The 18,597-nt window shown below is 63.1% G+C and carries 19 protein-coding genes; 15 read left to right on the top strand and 4 right to left on the bottom strand.

Going from position 1 to position 18,597, the window contains the following annotated elements:
* Window positions 1-134 precede the first annotated feature (134 nt).
* The gene (locus HG262_RS00990) at window positions 135-1,106 is read right to left on the bottom strand and encodes a LysR family transcriptional regulator (protein WP_169269249.1); all 972 of its coding nucleotides are present in this window, start codon (window positions 1,104-1,106) and stop codon (window positions 135-137) included.
* Window positions 1,107-1,391: 285 nt separating this feature from the next.
* On the opposite strand from HG262_RS00990, the gene HG262_RS00985 reads away from it, so the two are divergent.
* The 5 genes from HG262_RS00985 (at window position 1,392) to HG262_RS00965 (ending at window position 7,565) form a co-directional block, all read left to right on the top strand.
* Window positions 1,392-2,720, top strand: coding sequence for an MFS transporter (locus HG262_RS00985; RefSeq protein ID WP_169269248.1), 1,329 nt, complete (start codon window positions 1,392-1,394; stop codon window positions 2,718-2,720).
* A complete protein-coding gene (locus HG262_RS00980) occupies window positions 2,717-3,496 on the top strand; it encodes an SDR family oxidoreductase (protein ID WP_169269247.1) in 780 nt (259 codons plus the stop codon). The genes HG262_RS00985 and HG262_RS00980 overlap by 4 nt, the downstream gene beginning before the upstream one ends.
* Before the next feature lie 27 nt (window positions 3,497-3,523).
* Window positions 3,524-5,266, top strand: a complete 1,743-nt coding sequence (gene ilvD / locus HG262_RS00975) for a dihydroxy-acid dehydratase (RefSeq protein WP_169269246.1) — start codon at window positions 3,524-3,526, stop codon at window positions 5,264-5,266.
* Window positions 5,263-6,156, top strand: coding sequence for an NAD(P)-dependent oxidoreductase (locus HG262_RS00970; protein WP_169269245.1), 894 nt, complete (start codon window positions 5,263-5,265; stop codon window positions 6,154-6,156). The genes ilvD and HG262_RS00970 overlap by 4 nt, the downstream gene beginning before the upstream one ends.
* A gap of 158 nt (window positions 6,157-6,314) precedes the next feature.
* Window positions 6,315-7,565 carry an IS256 family transposase gene (locus HG262_RS00965; protein ID WP_169269244.1) on the top strand — a complete coding sequence of 417 codons (1,251 nt, stop codon included), beginning with the start codon at window positions 6,315-6,317 and terminating at the stop codon, window positions 7,563-7,565.
* 266 nt (window positions 7,566-7,831) lie between these two features.
* Here HG262_RS00965 and HG262_RS00960 read toward each other — a convergent pair whose 3' ends face one another.
* Together HG262_RS00960 and HG262_RS00955 are read right to left on the bottom strand one after the other, a co-directional pair.
* Window positions 7,832-8,623, bottom strand: a complete 792-nt coding sequence (locus HG262_RS00960; RefSeq protein ID WP_169269243.1) for an IclR family transcriptional regulator — start codon at window positions 8,621-8,623, stop codon at window positions 7,832-7,834.
* The gene (locus tag HG262_RS00955) at window positions 8,620-9,252 is read right to left on the bottom strand and encodes a flavin reductase family protein (protein WP_169269242.1); all 633 of its coding nucleotides are present in this window, start codon (window positions 9,250-9,252) and stop codon (window positions 8,620-8,622) included. Before HG262_RS00955 ends, HG262_RS00960 begins: the two co-directional genes overlap by 4 nt.
* Before the next feature lie 248 nt (window positions 9,253-9,500).
* Between HG262_RS00955 and HG262_RS00950 the strand changes: the two genes are divergently transcribed.
* The 8 genes from HG262_RS00950 to HG262_RS00915 all read left to right on the top strand — a co-directional run bounded on the left by HG262_RS00950 (window position 9,501) and on the right by HG262_RS00915 (window position 16,334).
* Window positions 9,501-10,469, top strand: a complete 969-nt coding sequence (locus tag HG262_RS00950; RefSeq protein WP_169269241.1) for a tripartite tricarboxylate transporter substrate binding protein — start codon at window positions 9,501-9,503, stop codon at window positions 10,467-10,469.
* A gap of 120 nt (window positions 10,470-10,589) precedes the next feature.
* The gene (locus tag HG262_RS00945) at window positions 10,590-10,970 is read left to right on the top strand and encodes a RidA family protein (RefSeq protein ID WP_169269240.1); all 381 of its coding nucleotides are present in this window, start codon (window positions 10,590-10,592) and stop codon (window positions 10,968-10,970) included.
* A gap of 12 nt (window positions 10,971-10,982) precedes the next feature.
* Window positions 10,983-11,885, top strand: a complete 903-nt coding sequence (locus HG262_RS00940) for an amidohydrolase family protein (RefSeq protein ID WP_169269239.1) — start codon at window positions 10,983-10,985, stop codon at window positions 11,883-11,885.
* On the top strand, window positions 11,882-12,757 hold the full coding sequence (locus HG262_RS00935; protein WP_169269238.1) for a fumarylacetoacetate hydrolase family protein: 876 nt from the start codon (window positions 11,882-11,884) through the stop codon (window positions 12,755-12,757). Before HG262_RS00940 ends, HG262_RS00935 begins: the two co-directional genes overlap by 4 nt.
* Window positions 12,758-12,770: 13 nt before the next feature.
* On the top strand, window positions 12,771-13,553 hold the full coding sequence (gene hpaH / locus HG262_RS00930; RefSeq protein WP_169269237.1) for a 2-oxo-hept-4-ene-1,7-dioate hydratase: 783 nt from the start codon (window positions 12,771-12,773) through the stop codon (window positions 13,551-13,553).
* Between the two features lie 11 nt (window positions 13,554-13,564).
* On the top strand, window positions 13,565-14,332 hold the full coding sequence (locus HG262_RS00925; protein ID WP_169269236.1) for an aldolase/citrate lyase family protein: 768 nt from the start codon (window positions 13,565-13,567) through the stop codon (window positions 14,330-14,332).
* Between the two features lie 327 nt (window positions 14,333-14,659).
* Entirely contained in the window at window positions 14,660-15,409 is a 750-nt protein-coding gene (locus tag HG262_RS00920) for a hypothetical protein (RefSeq protein WP_169269235.1), read from the top strand.
* 49 nt (window positions 15,410-15,458) lie between these two features.
* Window positions 15,459-16,334: a M15 family metallopeptidase gene (locus HG262_RS00915; protein ID WP_169269234.1), complete on the top strand. Its 876-nt coding sequence runs from the start codon at window positions 15,459-15,461 to the stop codon at window positions 16,332-16,334.
* A gap of 142 nt (window positions 16,335-16,476) precedes the next feature.
* Here HG262_RS00915 and HG262_RS00910 read toward each other — a convergent pair whose 3' ends face one another.
* Entirely contained in the window at window positions 16,477-16,686 is a 210-nt protein-coding gene (locus tag HG262_RS00910) for a hypothetical protein (RefSeq protein WP_169269233.1), read from the bottom strand.
* A 145-nt stretch (window positions 16,687-16,831) separates the two neighbouring features.
* Here HG262_RS00910 and HG262_RS00905 point away from each other — a divergent pair, with 145 nt between their 5' ends.
* Window positions 16,832-17,488: a hypothetical protein gene (locus tag HG262_RS00905; protein ID WP_169269232.1), complete on the top strand. Its 657-nt coding sequence runs from the start codon at window positions 16,832-16,834 to the stop codon at window positions 17,486-17,488.
* 270 nt (window positions 17,489-17,758) lie between these two features.
* Window positions 17,759-18,595: a hypothetical protein gene (locus HG262_RS00900; RefSeq protein WP_169269231.1), complete on the top strand. Its 837-nt coding sequence runs from the start codon at window positions 17,759-17,761 to the stop codon at window positions 18,593-18,595.
* Window positions 18,596-18,597: the final 2 nt, after the last annotated feature.

Below are 18,597 nucleotides of genomic sequence, written 5' to 3'. Positions count from 1 at the left end.
AGGTCGGCCAAGGCGACGGCGGGCAGTCTTGTCATCCGCGGTAGCCATAATCAAAACGTCAAGGGTATACGGAGATAGCGCGATCCATTTAGGACGGACCGAGCCCACGCCAAAACCAGGCGATCAGCGGCTCGCTACGCGCCACCAGCATCGATCAATTCCGCCGACGACTCCCGCAAACATTCGGCGAACAGCTCCGTGGTGGACGTCATCGTATCTTCGCGCCAATACAGAATCGCCTCGCCCAGTGGCCCCAGGGGCGGCAGCGGCAGCATGCGCATGGTTCCACGCTGGACGTAGCGCCGTGCGAGCGACAGCGGCAGGATGGAGACATATCCTCCGTCGCGCAGCAAGGACAGGTTCAACGCCAAGGAACTGGACTCGATGGTCGGACGCAACAGGGTCACGCCATGTTCGGCCAGGATCTCGACCATGGTGGAAAAAGCGGGCGAACCCTGCATAGGCGTGATCCAGCGGACGTCCTGCAGGTCGCTCCAAGCCACGGGAGTGTCGGGGCCGCCCAATGCATGCCGCGTGCCCACCACGAACACGAACGGCTCGTGATGCAGTGACTCGTGGCGCATTACCGGCAGATACCCGGTCACGCGGTTGCGGCCCAGGGCCAGGTCGAGGTTGCCTTCGTCCATCATCTTGAGCAGGCGGTCGAGCGTGGCTTCCACGAACGAGAACGAGGCGTTCGGCGCGCGCCGCGTGAACAGCTCGACGGCATGTGCGATCAAGGGTTGGGGAATCGTCACCACGGCGCCGAATCTGACGTGGCCCGCCGTGCCAGCGGCCAGCGCGGTGACGTCGCGTCGCGCCAGTTCGATCTGGCGCAGGATCTCGCGCCCGCGTTCGACCAGCACGCGTCCTATGCGCGTCAATTCAATGGCGTTGCCCACGCGGCGCACAACCGGCGTGGCCAGCGCCTCCTCGATCTCCGCGATCTGCTTCGAGATGGCCGGCTGCGTGACGTGGAACGCCGCGGCCACCCGCGTCACCTGACCCAATTCGCCGAGCGTCACCAGGATGCGCAGATGCCCTAGCTTCAGGCCGCTGCGGAAAAAGCGTTCTATCGAATTGTCGGACGGCGTGCTGGCGGACATGTCGGGAATGGGAAGACAGGGGTATCGGTCGCCATGGCGTCATGGCGCAAGTCGCTAATCATAACCAAATGGTAATGCCAGATGCGCAAAGTGTGATTTGCCGCCGAGTAAGAGCAACTCGTACCCTTCGAACGGACAGCACTGTAGCGCAGGCCTTTCGTGAAGCATCGACGATTAAACGGGAACAACGATTGATCCCATGCCGATGCCACACGCATAACCGAACTCACAGTCTGCCAAATAACTCGATGTGCCCCATGGCACACACCCACGGAGACAACACTCATGAGCACGTCCCTTTCCGGCGGCGCGCAGCCGTACGCTGGCGCGCAGGCCGCGCAGAATCCTGCGCAGCTAGATGCGCTGTACCGCAAGCTGGCCTGGCGCATCATGCCGTTCCTGTTCCTGTCGTTCATCGTCGCGTACATCGACCGCGTGAACGTAAGCTTTGCCAAGCTGCAAATGCTGGCCGACCTGTCGATGTCGGAAACGGTCTATGGTTTGGGGGCCGGCATCTTCTTTCTGGGCTACTTCATCTTCGAAGTGCCCAGCAATCTGATCCTGCATCGCGTGGGCGCGCGCATCTGGATCGCGCGCATCATGGTCACGTGGTCGATCATTTCGTCGCTGACGATGTTCGCGCAGGGACCGCTGTCTTTCTATTTGCTGCGTTTCCTGCTGGGGGTGGCTGAAGCCGGCTTCTTTCCGGGCATTGTGTTGTATCTGTCGACCTGGTTTCCGTCGAGCCGCCGCTCGCAGATCATCGCCTTGTTCATGGTCGCCATTCCGGTGTCGGGCGCCATCGGCGGTCCGCTGTCCGGCTGGATCATGGAGCGGTTCGGCGGCCTGCATGATCTGGCCGGTTGGCAGTGGCTGTTCCTGGTCGAAGGTATTGGGTCGCTGCTGGTCGGGATTGCCGCCTTCTTCATGCTGCAGGACCGGATCGAGACGGTGAAGTGGCTGAACGCGGACGAGAAGCGCCTGCTGGCGCAGGATCTTGCAGCCGACGACAGCACCCGCGCCCGCCATAGCGTGCGGCAGGTGTTCGGCGACCGCAAAGTGTGGCTGCTCGGCCTGCTCTATTTCTGCATCGCCATGGGAAATTATGGCTTGGTGTTCTGGCTGCCGACGATGATACGGGCCGCTGGCGTCGCCAACCTGGGCAATATCGGCCTGCTGTCGGCGGTGCCGTCGCTGGTCAGCGCGGTGGCGATGATTCTCATCGCGCGCCATGCGGACCGCACGAACGAACGCCGCATCCACGTTGCCGTGTGCTGTGTGCTGGGCGCCGTCGGCATGCTGGTTTCGGTGCTGCTTGCCGAGCACCTGTGGTGGTCGATGGCCGCCCTTATCGTCGCCGCCATCGGCATCAATTCGATCGCGCCGGTCTTCTGGGGCATTCCCACGGCGATGATGAGCGGCGCGGGCGCCGCGGCGGCCATCGCGCTGATCAATTCGGTCGGCAATCTGGCCGGCTTCGTCAGCCCCTATGTCATCGGCTTTCTCAAGGACACCACGGGGCAGTTGCTTCCCGGCATGATCCTGCTGGCCTGCGCACTGGTCGGCGGGGCCTTCATCGCGCTGTCGCTGCGTACGAAGCGGGAGCAAGCATGAGCGCGCCCGTCTGCCTGGTGACCGGTGCGGCCAGTGGCATCGGGGCCGCCACGGCGCTGCATTTCGCGCGTGAGGGCTGGGCGGTGGCCATCAACAATTTTGACGACAGCACCCGGGCGGGGGCCGAGGCGGTGGCCGCGCAATGCGGCGAGGCCGGCGCCCAGACCCTCATCGTGGATGCCGACGTGGGCGACGACGCTGCCTGCCGCGGCATGATCGATGCGGTCGCGACCCAGTGGGGACGGTTGGACGCTGTCGTCAACAGCGCGGGCACGACGCGCGTGATTCCGCACGGGGACCTCGAAGCGATCGACGCCAGCGAGTTCGAGCGCGTCTACCGCGTGAACCTCATCGGCATGTTCCAGATGACGCGCGCCGCGGCTCCCCTGTTGCGCGAGCGTCCGGCAGGCGCGGCGTCGGGCTGCGTCATCAATATTTCTTCGCTCGCGTCCCTGAATGGCACAGGATCGTCCATCGCCTATGCGGCCTCGAAGGGCGCGGTCAATTCGCTGACGCTGTCGCTCGCGCGCAATCTCGCCCCGCAGGTCCGCGTGAATGCTATCGCCCCGGGCATGGTCGACGACGGCCTGCTGCGGCGCGTGCTCGGCGACAAGGCCTACGCCCGCGTGGTCGAGGGCATGCGCGAGAACGCGCCGCTCAAGCGGGTGTCCCAGCCGTCGGAAGTGGCGGAACTGGCCTGGTTCGTCGTCGCCCGCGCGCCAGCGATGACCGGCCAGGTGCTGGCCATCGAAAACGGTCTGATGCTCAACACTTGAGCCTTCCCGATACTAGGAACTCCATCCATGAAAGATCTGCACAAACACCGCTCCCGCACGGTCACCGAGGGCGTGACGCGCGCGCCGCACCGCGCTTTCCTGCGCGCCACGGGCCTGGACGACGAAGCCATCGACAAGCCGTTCGTCGCCATCGTCGACACGTACGGCGAGAACACGCCCTGTTCCATGTCGCTGAACCAGATCTCGGACAACGTCCGTCTCGGGATCGCGGCGGGCGGCGGCGTGCCGATACGCGGCTCGGCGATCTCGGTCTCCGACGGCACGTCGATGAATCACTCGGGCATGCGGTTCTCGCTGGTGTCGCGCGAGACCATCGCCGACAGCGTCGAGTTGTTCGTGCGCGCCCATTGCTACGACGCGCTGGTCGGCGTGGCCGGTTGCGACAAGACCCTGCCCGGCATCCTGATGGGCATGGTGCGCGTGAACGTCCCCGGCGTGTTCCTGTTCGGCGGCGCGATGCTGCCGGGCGTGGCCCCGGACGGCTCGCAGGCCACGATCCTGACGGCCATTGAGGCCGTAGGCGCGGCGCAGCGCGGCGATATGTCGGCCGAAACGCTGCGCGGCATAGAAAAGCGCTGCACGCCGACCGCCGGTTCCTGCCCAGGGCAATTCACGGCCAACACCATGGCGATGGTCGCCGAAGTGCTGGGATTGGCTCCGCTGGGCTCGGCGATGGTTCCGGCCGTCTACAGCGAACGCATCGCGATTGCCCGCCGCGCCGGCGAAAACGTCATGCGCGCGCTGCGCAACGGCGGGCCGCTGCCACGCGACCTGGTGACCCGCAAGAGCCTGGAGAACGCCTGCGCGGCCGTCGCCGCCACCGGCGGGTCGACCAATGCCATGCTGCACATCCCGGCCATCGCCCACGAGGCAGGCATCGCCTTCACGCTCGATGACGTCTCAGAAGTGCTGGCGCGCACGCCGCTGATCGGCGACATGCAGCCGGGCGGACGCTATCTTGCCGTGGACCTGCATCATGTTGGCGGCGTGCCGGCGGTGCTCAACGCCCTGCTCGCGGGCGGGCATATACACGGCGACACGCTCACGCAAAGCGGCGAAACGCTGGAAACGGCACTGCGCGCCTTCCCCGGCCCCGACGGCCGCGTCGTCAAGCCGCATGACGAACCGCTCTCGCCCAACGCAGGGCTGGTGGTCCTGCGCGGCAATCTGGCCCCGGACGGCGCCGCGCTGAAGACCGCCGGCCTCAAGCAGCTGGTGTTCTCGGGCACGGCGCGGGTCTTCGAGACAGAAGAGGACTGCATGGCGGTGGTTGCCGCCAGCGCCTATCGGGAGGGCGACGTCCTCGTGATTCGCAACGAAGGGCCCAAGGGCGGCCCGGGCATGCGTGAAATGCTGAGCGTCACCGCGGCAATCTACGGGCAAGGCATGGGTGAAAAGGTCGCGCTGCTTACCGATGGCCGGTTCTCGGGCGCCACGCGCGGCATGTGCATCGGCTATGTCGGCCCCGAAGCGGCGGCGGGCGGCCCAATACGCTTGCTGCGCGACGGCGACCGCATACATATCGACGCGATCAAAGGAAGCCTGGACGTCGAACTCTCGGACGAGGAACTCGCGCAACGGGCGGCAGCCAGCCAGCCGTTCGCGCGCGGCAGGCTGGGCGGCGTGCTTGAGAAATATGAAGCGCTGGTGCGTCCGGCCAAGCTGGGCGCCGTGACCCATTCCGGGGCCGTGAGCTGGCCTTACGAAGCGGCTCTCGGGGAGACGCCAGCGCAGGGAGGCCAACAATGACGAGGACGCCGCGTGTCGGCTTTTGCGGCATCGGCCGCATGGGTGAACCCATGACCCGGCGGCTGATGGCCGCCGGGTATGAGGTCGCTGTCTGGAACCGTTCCAGCGCGAAGCTCGGCTCCCTTGCCGCTGCCGGGGCCGTGGCGAAGGCCACGCCTCAAGCGCTGGGCGAGAGCGTGGACATCGCCCTGCTTTGCCTGGGCGACGGCCAAGCCGTGGAGGACGTGGTGTTCGGTGCACATGGGCTGGCGCAAGCCGCCACACCGCCCGCTTGCCTCATCGACCATTCGACCTTGTCGCCCGCGTTCACCCGCGTCCTGGCTGGGCGCTGGACGGCGGCAACCGGCGGCGTGTGGATTGATGCGCCTGTCTCGGGCGGCACAGACGGCGCGGCGCACGGCAAGCTGGCCATCATGGCGGGCGGACCAGCGGACACGATCGAAGCCGTGACGCCCGTGCTGCGCGCATACGCCTCACGCGTCACGCGCATGGGCGACGTCGGCGCGGGCCAGACCACCAAGCTCGCCAATCAGGCCATCGTCGCGACCACGCTCGCCGGCTTGGCCGAAGCCTTCGTGCTGGCCAAGCGCAGCGGCATCGATACCGCGGCCCTGCCGTCGGCCCTGCAAGGCGGTTGGGCCGACTCCGTGCTGCTGCAAACGTTGTGGCCGCGCATGGTGACCCCGCCCGAGCATGCCACCGGCACGGTACGCGTACTGCTCAAGGATCTTGACGCGATTGCCGAACTGGCCGAAGCGAGCGCCACCGTCCAACGCGTGCTGCCGGAAGTGCGCCGGCTGCTGCAGGATGCCGTGCGGCGCGGCATGGGGGGCTGGGATCTATCTCAAGTCTTCCGGATAGGCGAGGCGGAGAGTCAGGCCGGCGCGTAACGGACGGCGTGTAGTGGTCAAGTTTTAGTGGACACCTGCATAGGTAGTTTTCGCGAATTTATGGTGTCAGACTGCAATTTGGCGCTAGCAGCGTCATGCGCTCCGGGAGTGTCATAAATTTTGTGTTTGGGGCCTAACATGTCGCTCAAGGAGCATGTATGGCTACCAAGAAAAAGACCCCCTTACGGGAACTGCCGGCGATACCGGCCGATCTGGTGGATCAATTTGTTAAAGGCCCGATGACCGCCGAGGCGGTGCAGGACCTGTCGATGGCGTTCAAGAAGGCGCTGATCGAGCGGGCGCTCGGCGCGGAGTTGGGGCATCACCTGGGCTATCCCGCAGGCGGTGAACGCCCCGAGGAAGCCACCAACCAGCGCAACGGCAAGAGTCGCAAGACGGTACTGACCGATGACGGGCCGCTGCGGGTGGAGATCCCGCGCGACCGCGACGGCAGCTTCGCCCCGATCCTGATCCCCAAGCACGAGCGGCGCTTTACCGGGTTCGACGACAAGATCATCGCGATGTACGCCCATGGCATGACGGTACGCGAGATCCAGGGGTTTCTGGCCGAGCAATACGGGACAGACGTCTCGCCGGAGTTCATCAGCTCGGTGACCGACGCGGTCATGGACGAGGTCACGGCCTGGCAGACCCGTCCCTTAGAGACCATGTATCCGGTGGTGTTCTTCGACGCGCTGCGGGTCAAGATCCGCGAGGACGGCGTGGTGCGCAACAAGGCGGTGTACCTGGCGCTGGCGGTGCTACCCGACGGCACGCGCGACATCCTGGGTCTGTGGATCGAGCAGACCGAGGGCGCCAAGTTCTGGATGAAGGTGTTCAACGAGCTCAAGACCCGCGGCACGCAGGACATCCTGATCGCCGTTACCGATGGCCTGAAGGGCATGGAGCAGTCGCTGAACGCGGTGTTCCCGTCCACGACGTTGCAGACCTGCATCGTGCACCTGATCCGCTCCAGCCTGGACTACGCCAGCTGGAAGGAGCGCCGGACGGTGGCTGCGGCCTTGAAGCCGATCTACACGGCGGCGACGGTCGAGGCGGCGTTGGCTGCGCTAACGACGTTCGAGCAAGGCCCTTGGGGCCAGCGCTACGCGCCGATCGCTGACGCATGGCGCCGGGCCTGGGATCGCGTGATCCCGTTCTTTACGTTCCCGCCGGCGATCCGCAAGGTGATTTACACCACCAATGCCATCGAGAGCATCAACGCACAGCTGCGCCGGGCGGTGAAAACGCGGGGGCACTTCCCGAGCGACCAGGCCGCCACCAAGCTGCTGTGGTTGGTCCTGCGCAACATCACTGGGGCCTGGGGCAGCGCTACGCACGACTGGAAGGCCGCTATGAACCAGTTCGCTGTGATTTATGCAGAGCGCTTCACTGACCCGTACCGCTGAGATAGCATCAACAAGCTTGATCCAAACAACGGTCAGGCTATTAACGCCTTAAACACAAAAATACTGACACTCCCTGCGCTCCTGGCGTTCACGTCGAAATTGCAGTCTGACAGCGAATTTCCAACTTTGATCTACGACAGCGCTAAAGCTCCCCACAAGCGGCCATATATAAGACAGCAACCGCTTGGTCTCAGCGGTAAATTGTTCGCAGATCTTGATCCATACAAGCCTAGAACACTGAATTTCTCACAACCCAGGTCAGAGATTTACATCTGACCCAACACCTGGGCGTACCTCCCCGCAATCCCCCCCGCCGCTGCCTTCATCTTCTCCACCACCATCCCAAACCTCTCCACCCCCAACCTCTCCGCCATCGCCGTCACCGTAATCGCCCCCAACGCCTGCCCCTTCTCCGTCAACACCGGCACCGCCACCGCACTAGTCCCCGGCATCAACCCTATTGCCGCATACGCAATCCCCTCCCTCCTTGCCACCTCCACCCTCCCAATCACCTCCTCCACCCGCTCCCCCATCACCTCCAGCCTGGCCGCATTCCCCCCCACCAACTCCACACTCTCCTCCACCCCCAAACTCGCCAACAACGCCACCCCCGACACGCCCACCCCCAACGGCCGTCTCACCCCCACTTCAATCGACAGCACCTGTATCGGATGCCTACCCGTGCGCCGTCCAATACAAATCGAATCGTGCCCATGTCGAATACTCAAAAACACCGTATCCCCCACTTGATCGGCCAGCTCGCTCATATACGGGTCCGCCAGCGTCAGCAGCGGAAAGCGCCTTGTCCTGGCCAGCCCCAGCAAACTGATCTCTTGCCCGATCAAATACCGTCGCGTTTCTGAATCCTGTTCAACCGCGCCCTCTTGCACCAGCGTCTTCAGCAAGCGATGCACGGTGGGCCGATTCAAGCCGGACATGCGTTCCAGATCCACCAGCCGTACGCCGCGTTCTTGTCCGCAGGCAATCAGGCGCAGCAGCGCCAAGGCCCTGCGCACGGTCTGCGCGCCCGCCGCGCTTTTATCTTCGGATTCGCTCACGTGGCCTCCGGTTTGATAATGGATTTGGGCGTCTGCTGAATACCGCGCTTGGTGACGATGGGGCCTAGCGATGCGTAGTTGGGGCCGCCGATGCGGCAGATAGGACGCAGCAACGCCGTATCGATCTTGCCGTCTTGCAGCAGCCCATCCCGAATATGGAACATCACCACTTCTCCCACGAAGAACTCCGCCCCGGTATCGCCAAATGGGGTGACGCTATGAAAGCGGCATTCCAGGCTGATGGGCGCGGCGGCCAGTCTTGGGGTGTCGATAACGGCGCCGGGCAGCACGCTTAAGCCCAGCACGTCGACTTCGCTGATTTCGGGCGGGTGTTCTTGGGCGCTGTCGTGCAGGGGATCAAGCAGGGTTTCGTCGCCGACGTTGACGACGAAGTGGCGGTTGGCCAGGATGTTCTGGGCCGTGTCTTTCCTCACACCCGCCTTGCGGCCGATGTTCACGCCGATCATGGGCGGTTTGTTTGAGACGAAGGTGTAGCAGCTGAATGGCGCCAGGTTGACGCCGCCGTGGGCGTTGACGCTGCTGATCCAGGCGATGGGCCGGGGCACGACGATGCCGCTCATCAGGCGGTAGGTTTGCTCGGGGTTCAGGTCGCTGGCGGGAAGGTGCATGGTGGGTCTGGCTCCGTAGTCCGGATATTGAACATTCAACAATGAATAAAACCGCGCGCGCAATAGGCGCCCAGGCTAATTCTCCGGTGAAATGAAGCCGCGCCAAGAGCCCGCCGCAAAGCAACCTGCAAAAAGAGTCCAATATCCGGAACTTTTCTTGAAATTCGGATTGTTCAGCGGCGCGGGAATTTCTAGAGTGTCGTCAAACACAACAAACACATCGTGATGACACGACCAGGAGACAAACCATGCATCGCAACGCCCTTCGCGCCTGCGCCACGGTGGCGCTGACCGTTCTGACTTCCATGGCGCACGCCGCGTGGCCCGAGAAACCCGTGAAGATCGTGGTGCCCTACCCGCCGGGCGGCAATGTGGATGTGGCGGCGCGGCTGATTGCTCCGGGTTTGCAGACGGCGTTTGGGCAGCCCTTCATCGTTGAAAACAAGCCGGGCGCGGGCGGGATGATTGCCGGCGAGCAGGTGGCGCGGTCCGAGCCGGATGGCTACACCTTGTTCATGGCAGCGAACGGGCCGCTGTTGTTTTCGCCGCTGATTTTCAAGCGCGACGCGTACAAGTGGGATCGGGACTTTGCGCCGATCAGTTCGGTGTCGTACACGCCGCTGGTGTTGCAGGTGAAGCCGGGCTTGCCGGCCAAGACGCTGGCCGAGTTGCTGGAGCTGGCGAAGAAAGAGCCGGGCAAGCTGAACATGGCGTCGCCCGGTGCGGGGACCACGAATCATCTGGTCAGCGAGCTGTTGCAGTCGTTGACGGGCGCGCGTTGGACGACGGCGCAATACAAGGGCAACGCGCCGGCCACGACGGATCTGTTGGGCGGCCAGGTGGATTTCAACTTTGATCAGATTTCGGTGGCGCTGCCGTATGTGAAGGATGGGCGCTTGCGCGCGCTGGCGGTAACGACGGCCAAGCGCGTGCCGTCGATGCCGGACGTGCCGACGTTTGCGGAAGCGGGTGTGCAGGGTATGGAGGCGGCTACGTTTACCGGGCTGCTTGCGCCCAAGGGCACGCCGCCGGATGTGCAGAAGCGCTTGAGCGAGGCGCTGACCAAGATTCTGGCGCAGCCGACGATCATTCAGCGTTTTGATGAGCTGGGCGCCGAGGCGCGTGGCAGTACGCCCGAGGAATTCACGCGCTATCTGGCGTCGGAGGACGCACGCTGGACGCCGATCATCAAGCGGGCGGGCATCACCGCGAACTGAGGCCGACGACTGCCTGACCCGCCGCACCAGGGGCTACGCCCTGACAACCGGACGCATCGCGGCTCTGTTTGGCCATGACAGCGATGCCGCCCTACCCCCATTCTCCACACGGAACCCGCCATGAGCAGACGCAGCATTTACGCCGAAGGCTTCAGCCACAAGAATCCCATTCCGGCCGCGTGCCGGATTGGGCCCATGCTGTATTCGGGCAGCATCCAAGGCACCGACCCCGCCACGGGCGCATACGGCGCGACGTTGGAGCGCCAGTGCGAACTGATGTTCGACCATGTGCGCCGCATTGTGGAAGCGGGCGGCGGCACGCTGGATCACATCGCCAAGATGACGGTGTGGATGCGCGACCGCAGCCAGCGGGCAGCGCTCAACGCCGTGTGGCTGCAAGCGTTTCCGGATACGAATAACCGCCCGGCGCGTCACACGATGCAGGCCGATCTGGATGGCGACAAGCTGATCGAGTGTGATTTTGTGGCCGTGATCGGGTAAGGGAGACAGACGATGAAGCAAAGCCAACCTCCCCAGTACCCGCCCTCGCAGTACCAACCTTTCAATCCCCGTCCGACCGCCCCCGCCACCCGCCTGCCGCCTAACGCCTGCGATAGCCAATTTCATGTGTTTGGCTCCGCCGACCGCTATCCCGTGCGGCCCGGCGCGGCGTATGAGATGCCCAGCGCCACCATCGAGACCGCGCTGGGCCTGCATCGTCTGCTGGGCATCGAGCGCGGCGTGATCGTGCAGGCCACCACCTATGGCGCGGATCACCAGGTGGTGCTGGACGGCCTGGCCGCTGCCGGACCGTCGTATCGCGGTTGCGCGAATGCGGTGGTGCTGGCCGAGTGTGACGATGCCTATATTCAAAAGCTGCATGATGCGGGTGTGCGCGGGGCGCGGTTTACGCGTCAGGGCTTGGGCATCAGCATGGCGCCCGCCGTGTTTGACCGCGCCATCGCCCGCATCCGCGAGCTGGGCTGGTACGCCAAGTTTCAGCCCGAACCCGACGGCATGATGGCGCAGGCGGCGCAGTTTGAACGGCTGGATATTCCGGTGCTGCTGGACCACATGGGGCGTGCCGATCCCACTGCGGGCGCGGCAGACCCGACTCGACAGTTGTTGGAGTCGTTGCTGCCGCGCGGCAACTTCTGGGTGATGTTGTCGTTGACGGAAAAAATCTCACGCAGCGGCCCCCCTTGGAACGACGTGACGCCGCTTGCGCAAGCGCTGATCGCCGCCAACCCCGACCGCGTGGTGTGGGGCAGCGACTGGCCGCATCCCGTCTCCACCAAGCCCACGCCTGACGAGGGCCAGTTGGTGGACCAGTTGGCGCGCTATGCGGGCGACGCCGCGACGCTTAAGAAAATCCTGGTGGACAACCCCGCTCGATTGTTTGGATTCGACGAATGAAACTCCTTAGCTATACGCATCAAGGCCGCACGCACTTTGGCGCATTGCGCGGACAGGACCAGATCGTTGCACTGGACGGCCACGGCCCTGGCCAAGGCTTTGCCACCCTGCGCGACGCGCTGGAAGCCAACGCCCTGCCCGCGCTGGCCGAATTGGCGGACACGCTTACCCCCACGCATAAGCTGAACGCGGTGCGGCTGTTGCCGCCAATCCCCTCGCCTGAAAAAATCATCTGCGTCGGCGTGAACTACGGCAAACGCAACGAGGAATACCAGGACGGCAGCGCGCCGCCCGCCTACCCCAGCGTGTTCCCGCGCTTTCCGGGATCGTTCGTGGGGCATGGCGAACCCCTGCTGCGCCCGCCGGAATCCGAGCAGCTGGATTACGAAGGCGAGATCGCCATCATCATCGGCAAGGCCGGACGCCGCATTGCTGCCGAAGACGCTTGGAGCCACATCGCGGGCCTGACCTGCCTGAACGAAGGCACGGTGCGCGACTGGATCAAGCACGGCAAGTTCAACGTGACGCAGGGCAAGAACTTTGACGCCAGCGGTTCGATGGGGCCATGGATGGTGACGGCCGATGAATTCGACCCGGCCGCGCCGTTGACGGTGAACACGCGCGTCAACGGCGAACTGCGCCAGCAAGACGCCACCGACAACCTGATGTTCCCGTTCGCGGAACTGATCCGCTACATCTCCATCTGGACCACGCTGCAACCCGGCGACGTGATCTCCACCGGCACGCCGATTGGCGCGGGCGTGCGCTTTACGCCGCCGCGCTTCTTGAAGCCGGGCGACGTCGTCGAAGTGGAAGTGGGCGGCATTGGTGTGTTGTCCAACCCCGTGGCCGACGAGTTCGCAGCGCACTGATCAGGAGCTTTCCATGCTTAACAACGAAGACCGCGCCCGGGCGGCCAGCCTGCTGCTTGAAGCCGAGCGCAGCGGCGTGCCCACCACGCAGTTGGACCAGGCGTTTCCCGGCATTGAGATTGCCGATGCGTATGCCATCCAGCAGCGCAATATCGACCAGAAGATTGCCGACGGCGCCAAGCTGCGTGGTCACAAGATCGGCCTGACGTCCAAAGCCATGCAAAGCACGGTCGGCATTGATGAGCCCGACTATGGTCATTTGCTGGACACGATGTTCTTTCAAGACGGGCAGACCATTCCCACCGACAAGCTGATCGTGCCGCGCGTGGAGGTGGAGCTGGCCTTTGTGCTGGGCAAACCCCTGCGCGGCCCGGATGTGAGCCTGTTCGACGTGCTGGACGCCACCGATTACGTGGTGCCTGCGCTGGAGCTGATTGACGGCCGCAGCAAGTATCCGCGCCGCATCGTGGACAACATCGCCGACAACGCCGCGTGCGCGGGCATCGTGCTGGGCGGGCGGCCGGTGCGGCCGTTGGATATCGACCTGCGCTGGGTCGGCGCTTTGCTGTTGAAGAATGGCGTGATCGAAGAATCCGGCGTCTCGGCCGCGGTGCTGGGGCATCCCGCGCTGGGTATCGCCTGGCTGGCCAACAAGCTGGCCCAGCACGACGCCGGGCTGGAAGCCGGACACATCGTACTGGCCGGTTCCTTCACCCGTACCGTTGCTGTCAAGCGTGGCGATACGCTGCATGCCGACTACGGCAAGCTGGGCAGCATCTCGGTGCATTTCTCTTAAGGACGCCGCGCATGGAACTCCCCATTAATACGTTTAAGCGCGCGCTGCGTGAACAGCGTCATCAGACTGGGCTGTGGGTGACGCTTGGTCATCCCAACAGCACCGAACTGGTGGCGGCCAGCGGCTTTGATTGGCTGCTGCTGGATACCGAGCACACGCCCGTGGTGCTGCCCACCGTCATGGCGCAGTTGCAGGCGGCAAGCGCTTACCGCAGCCATCCGGTGGTACGGCCGTCGTGGAATGACAAGGTGCAGATCAAGCAGTATCTGGATATCGGCGCGCAGACCTTGCTGTTGCCGTATGTGCAGAACGCGGATGAGGCGCAAAGCGCGGTGGCCGGCATGCGCTATGCGCCGCGCGGCGTGCGGGGCGTCAGCGGGACGATGCGGGCGACCCGATACGGACGCGTGCCGGACTATATGCGCCGTTGCGAAGAGGAACTGTGCTTGCTGGTGCAGGCCGAAACCGGCGAGGCGCTGGAGAATCTGGACGCCATGATTGCGGTGGACGGGGTCGATGGCGTGTTCATTGGCCCTGCGGATCTTGCTGCCAGCCTGGGTTACCCGGGCGAACCGCAGCATCCGAAGGTGGTGGCCGAGGTGGAAAGCGCCATCCGGCGCGTGCGCGCGGCGGGTAAAGCGCCAGGGGTGCTGACCACGGATGAGACGCTGGCGCGTCGGTATATCGAAGCCGGCAGTCTGTTTACGGCGGTGGGTGTGGATGCGGCGATTCTGGTTCGGTATTGCGATCAGTTGGCGCAGCGCTTTGCGGGAGCCTGACCGCATTGTGCGGAAAATGCAGTCTGAGCTAGCCCGGGTTTTCTAGGCGCTGGCGACGCCCGGATTGGCTCTTCGGACCTCCGGCATCATGCTTTTGGACGGCTAGGCGCATCGGATCCTCGTTGCTACGCTACCAGCATTCGCCAGAGATGCTCGGTCCAATTATCGCCATCCAAGAATATGTGCAAGCGCCTGATGGGTAATGCCCCTTTTGCTCGGCTATTGCGGCTGTCGGCGCAAGGAACGGCGAGCCGCCCTTGGCTGCCCTTATTCTTGGTCTCGGTCTTATTCGCCGGCTGTGCCGCCCGTCCTCCGGGCGCCTATCCGATGTACACGCCCGCACCGCTCAAGCCTTTCGCCACCGTCCCCGAGGGCAATGACCGCCTTGTCGCCGAACGGACGGCGTATCAAGACCGCGCGGACCGGGCGCAGCTCGCCTTGTACGAACAGAGCGACTGGACGTTGGCAGGTGTGATCGTCGGAGTCACGGGCGGCTTGATTGGAAACGTGGCGACCACGGCTACCGGCGCCGGCATTGCGGCGGGTGCGAGTCAATTGGGTGCGCGGTATCACCTGGAGGCTCAGCGCGGCTTTTTCGATGCCGCGGCGAAGAAGGCGGGCTGTGTGGTCACGGTGACGTACGCCTTGCAGAACAGCGCCCCACCGTCGTTGATCGACGTGCTCAACAAGCTGCCCATGCTGGTGCGGTCCATGAATTTCGCATCGATGGAGATTCAATCGCAACTCCGCCAGAATCTCAATACGCTGACGCCGGCCCCCATCGATGCCGCGGCGGTACTGGCGGCGTACAACAGTTACTACAAGATGCAGAGCACACCGCTACAGGGTCCAGGGACGAAGGTCGAAGGCGTCGCCAATCAAAATTATCGGGCGGCTGAACTACTCGCCAAGGAGGTAAAGCTGGCCCTCCTGGATATAGAGTCGTGTGTAAAAACGGGGTCTCCGGTAGCCCCTTCCATACCGGCAGCCACCCCGTCTTCAGCCGATACTGCGCCGCCCTTGACGCAAGCCGATCCAGTCTTCGGTTGGTTGTTGAACGCCCCTGCAACGCAATGACACTCCGCCCCTGCACATAAACGACGCACCAAAAACACTGGAGACAATCATGCCTAGATTCAACCGGGGTGATTCACGACTGCTGGTCGAGCGTTGGAATCAGTTTCTGCAGGACCACAACTTCGCGCATGGGGAAAAGCAGTTCGATGGAGAAAGCGAAAAGGGAACCCGCAGTTTCCAGGCCGCGTTCAACAAGAAGGCGAACGCGAGCATCCTCACTGTCGATGGGATCGTGGGGAACATGACCTTGGGTTGCGGCCTGGCCTTCGACACCAAAGACGATTTCGATGCTCGTCTGGCGGCCAAGCTTTGGGGTTATTCCTATCCCGAAATCGCCGCGCAAACCAAAAGCCCGCTTAGCCAGGAACAGATGCACGACGTGTTTGGACGCATCGAGGCCAAGCCGGCGGGCGAGCCGGGCAATATGGAACGCCTGATCATTACCAACGGGTGGGAAGCGGAGCACTTGCGGTCGGTGGCCCTGCCGCAGTTGAAGGGCATTGCTGGCGGGCAGCCCAAGGTGCCGTTTCATAAAGAGCTGACGTATCAGCTGACTGCGCTATGGAGCGCCTGGGAAAAGGCAGGCCTGCTGCCGGAAGTGAAATCCTTCGAAGGCACTTTCAGCCGGCGCTACAAGCGCGGCAGCACGCATGAGTTGAGCAACCATTGCTGGGCAACCGCGTTCGATATCAATTACAGCGCGAACAAGTTGAATGCCTTCCCCGCGACTCCCGACGAGATCGGCTGTGTCTACCGGCTGGTTCCGGTGGCGCAGGAGTTTGGCGCTTACTGGGGTGGTTTTTATATAGGCCGGCTGGATGGCATGCACTTTGAATTCACCCGGATAATGGATTCCGACGAAGTGAACGCGGCTCTGGAGCGAGTGCTCGAAGCGGCCGGGACCCGGATGCACAGACGGCGCTGACCAAAAGCGGCATCGACCTGCAATTTCGGCAGAGACGATAGCGGACGGGAGCTATCGCCTGCCGGATAACGCCGGTCCATGGGGGAATTTATGGTGTCAGTCCGACTCCGTGTTAGCAAGCGGACCAGGCGTGGCCCCGGAATCAATTGCTTCGACGCAGCTGATCCGTCGACTGCTTGTTCAAGCGCTTCGCTTCCGCTTCCGCATAGTCTTCCTCGCCCTGCTCGTATTGGCCCTCATACATGCAGCTGCTGCGAACCAGTCCGCATTCGCCAATGACTGAAGAACACCCTGAACTCAGCGCAGCAAGAAACAGCACCATCCCGTAACGGCCCAACGTTTGCATCGACATATCGCTCCTTGATGATGGGAATAGTGTACGGGTGGGAACACGGAGGCGACCGCGTGACTCCGTAAAAAATGGTGTCAGACTGCGGACCCGGGTTAGCGAAATCGTGATCTGGCATCATTCGTTTCTTTCGACTGATAGTCTTTTCATGGCCAAGCTTTTAAGCCTACTCGACAGTATCGAAGCGATCGCCGCCTGTCACGACGACGGCGATGTGTGGGACCGCTACTCCTGGGTCTACACGACCGACGGCGTCCCACTGCTTGAGGCGCAGGTCTATTTGTCTTCCAGTGAAGACGAAATGGAACTCGTATCCGACAGCGATGGCGAGGAACATCCCGCATTCGCCGTCGAACATGGGCTGGTCAGTTATCTCGAGGCCTCCACCTTCGCTGACGTGCTGAGCGTGCAGAAGCGGCAACAACCGCTTTCGCAGCTTGAAGACTATGCCGTCGCGCTTGAACACTATGCCGAGCAGGACGCTTTTCTGGATCGCGGGGAGTTCTATAGCGGAGGCAGCGAACCGGAGCCATTGCCCGGACTGTCGCGTGACCTGTACGCTGAATACGACCTTCAATTGATGACGTGCCCAGCAGACCGCATCGCTGCCGCAGCACGTGCGACAGCTGAACTGCTCCAGATTGGCGTAGCCGATGCGCTCACCCGTTGCCGACGGCTGCCATTGGTACTTGGGGAACGCATCGATGCGCGGGAGCGCGATCGCATCGAAGCGCGATTCGCCGGTATTTCTTTGCCGTTGGAGCGAACGACCCACGTATCGTTCGTTTGGCAAATGGGCGGTTAGCGACGCGCCACCCAACTGGGGCGCAGGCTCCAAGAGCGCCCTCCACAACGGTAGTCTGAGCTAACCCGGGTTTTCCGGACACCCTTACCGCGGTGGCCGGTATGCGCTATGCACCGGTCGGGGTACCGGGCGTCGGCGGGACGATGGCGGTTTGCGTAGCTCGGAATTTACATTTGCCAGTTATTTGTCATATTTGCATTGTTTTATGTGCCTGGCCAATTTGGGATATCGCCGAGAATGCGTTCGAAGACAACTTAGGTCCCACTCCCCATGGCCAATCGTTCCTATCTCTACAGCTTGAGCAACCGTCCCAGTTCTTACTCGGACCGACCGGAGACGATTTCCGGTCTATCCGAATGGCCTTACGACGTGCCATTCATGTACCGCCTGCTCATGTCGGGAGATCCGCAGCTTTGCGCATCGCTTGTCGCCGACGGATTCGATAGCGACGAGTCCGAGGAAAAGACGCGGCTCTACGCGATCAGCAGCCGCTTCGATGCCGGCTTCGAACGAGTCAAGCGTTTCGCTGAGATCGTGCGGGCTACGGCGCACCCCACGAAAGATGTGCCGCAACCTGCCGTCGCGCCGCAATCATCGTCCTGGATCAGCCGGCTGATGCAGATATTTACGCTAGCCCAAGACTTATCAATAGACACGGCGAAGGCGACGACGCCTGCTCCGGTGAACGACGAACTGCTCTCGAGTCTCGACGAGACGATCTCGTTTCTAGACGCCCACCGCGACACGTATCTGCTATTGGAGACCGTCGAACTGGACACAATGTCCGAATCTGAAGAGGCCCCATTGAAGGCGTGCGTGGAACAGGAAATCATGCGATGCATACAGGCAGGGGCTGCCCTGGATGCGCTTCCGGCCGACGCCCAACAGGCCGCGCAACAACTGATGTTGGCGACCCGGCAAACCGGCATGCCCCCGCAGGATGCCTTTTTCGGCTTGCGTTTGGACAATGAATTCGACAGTACGCACACAGGCGCAACGGAGCACCCGGTGGGGCTGGAGTGGTCCGACACGTTGTACTTCGATCTGTTCAACCGCAGCGAATTCGACGCGCAGAACAACGAGCAGGCGCCCCCTCCGTCAGCCTAAGG

This window comes from Achromobacter sp. Bel, from assembly GCF_012928505.1.
Taxonomy (GTDB): Bacteria; Pseudomonadota; Gammaproteobacteria; order Burkholderiales; family Burkholderiaceae_B; genus Achromobacter.
This window is presented reverse-complemented; position numbering and strand designations above follow the sequence as displayed.

Bases quoted from the DNA above. Each gene is read 5' to 3' on its own strand.
- HG262_RS00970 (WP_169269245.1), top strand. From the start codon at position 5,263: ATGACGAGGACGCCGCGTGTCGGCTTTTGCGGCATCGGCCGCATGGGT.
- HG262_RS00990 (WP_169269249.1), bottom strand. From the start codon at position 1,106: ATGTCCGCCAGCACGCCGTCCGACAATTCGATAGAACGCTTTTTCCGC.
- HG262_RS00965 (WP_169269244.1), top strand. From the start codon at position 6,315: ATGGCTACCAAGAAAAAGACCCCCTTACGGGAACTGCCGGCGATACCG.
- ilvD (WP_169269246.1), top strand. From the start codon at position 3,524: ATGAAAGATCTGCACAAACACCGCTCCCGCACGGTCACCGAGGGCGTG.
- HG262_RS00985 (WP_169269248.1), top strand. From the start codon at position 1,392: ATGAGCACGTCCCTTTCCGGCGGCGCGCAGCCGTACGCTGGCGCGCAG.
- HG262_RS00945 (WP_169269240.1), top strand. From the start codon at position 10,590: ATGAGCAGACGCAGCATTTACGCCGAAGGCTTCAGCCACAAGAATCCC.
- HG262_RS00980 (WP_169269247.1), top strand. From the start codon at position 2,717: ATGAGCGCGCCCGTCTGCCTGGTGACCGGTGCGGCCAGTGGCATCGGG.
- HG262_RS00950 (WP_169269241.1), top strand. From the start codon at position 9,501: ATGCATCGCAACGCCCTTCGCGCCTGCGCCACGGTGGCGCTGACCGTT.
- HG262_RS00915 (WP_169269234.1), top strand. From the start codon at position 15,459: ATGCCTAGATTCAACCGGGGTGATTCACGACTGCTGGTCGAGCGTTGG.
- hpaH (WP_169269237.1), top strand. From the start codon at position 12,771: ATGCTTAACAACGAAGACCGCGCCCGGGCGGCCAGCCTGCTGCTTGAA.
- HG262_RS00925 (WP_169269236.1), top strand. From the start codon at position 13,565: ATGGAACTCCCCATTAATACGTTTAAGCGCGCGCTGCGTGAACAGCGT.
- HG262_RS00900 (WP_169269231.1), top strand. From the start codon at position 17,759: ATGGCCAATCGTTCCTATCTCTACAGCTTGAGCAACCGTCCCAGTTCT.
- HG262_RS00955 (WP_169269242.1), bottom strand. From the start codon at position 9,252: ATGCACCTTCCCGCCAGCGACCTGAACCCCGAGCAAACCTACCGCCTG.
- HG262_RS00940 (WP_169269239.1), top strand. From the start codon at position 10,983: ATGAAGCAAAGCCAACCTCCCCAGTACCCGCCCTCGCAGTACCAACCT.
- HG262_RS00920 (WP_169269235.1), top strand. From the start codon at position 14,660: ATGTACACGCCCGCACCGCTCAAGCCTTTCGCCACCGTCCCCGAGGGC.
- HG262_RS00905 (WP_169269232.1), top strand. From the start codon at position 16,832: ATGGCCAAGCTTTTAAGCCTACTCGACAGTATCGAAGCGATCGCCGCC.
- HG262_RS00935 (WP_169269238.1), top strand. From the start codon at position 11,882: ATGAAACTCCTTAGCTATACGCATCAAGGCCGCACGCACTTTGGCGCA.
- HG262_RS00910 (WP_169269233.1), bottom strand. From the start codon at position 16,686: ATGTCGATGCAAACGTTGGGCCGTTACGGGATGGTGCTGTTTCTTGCT.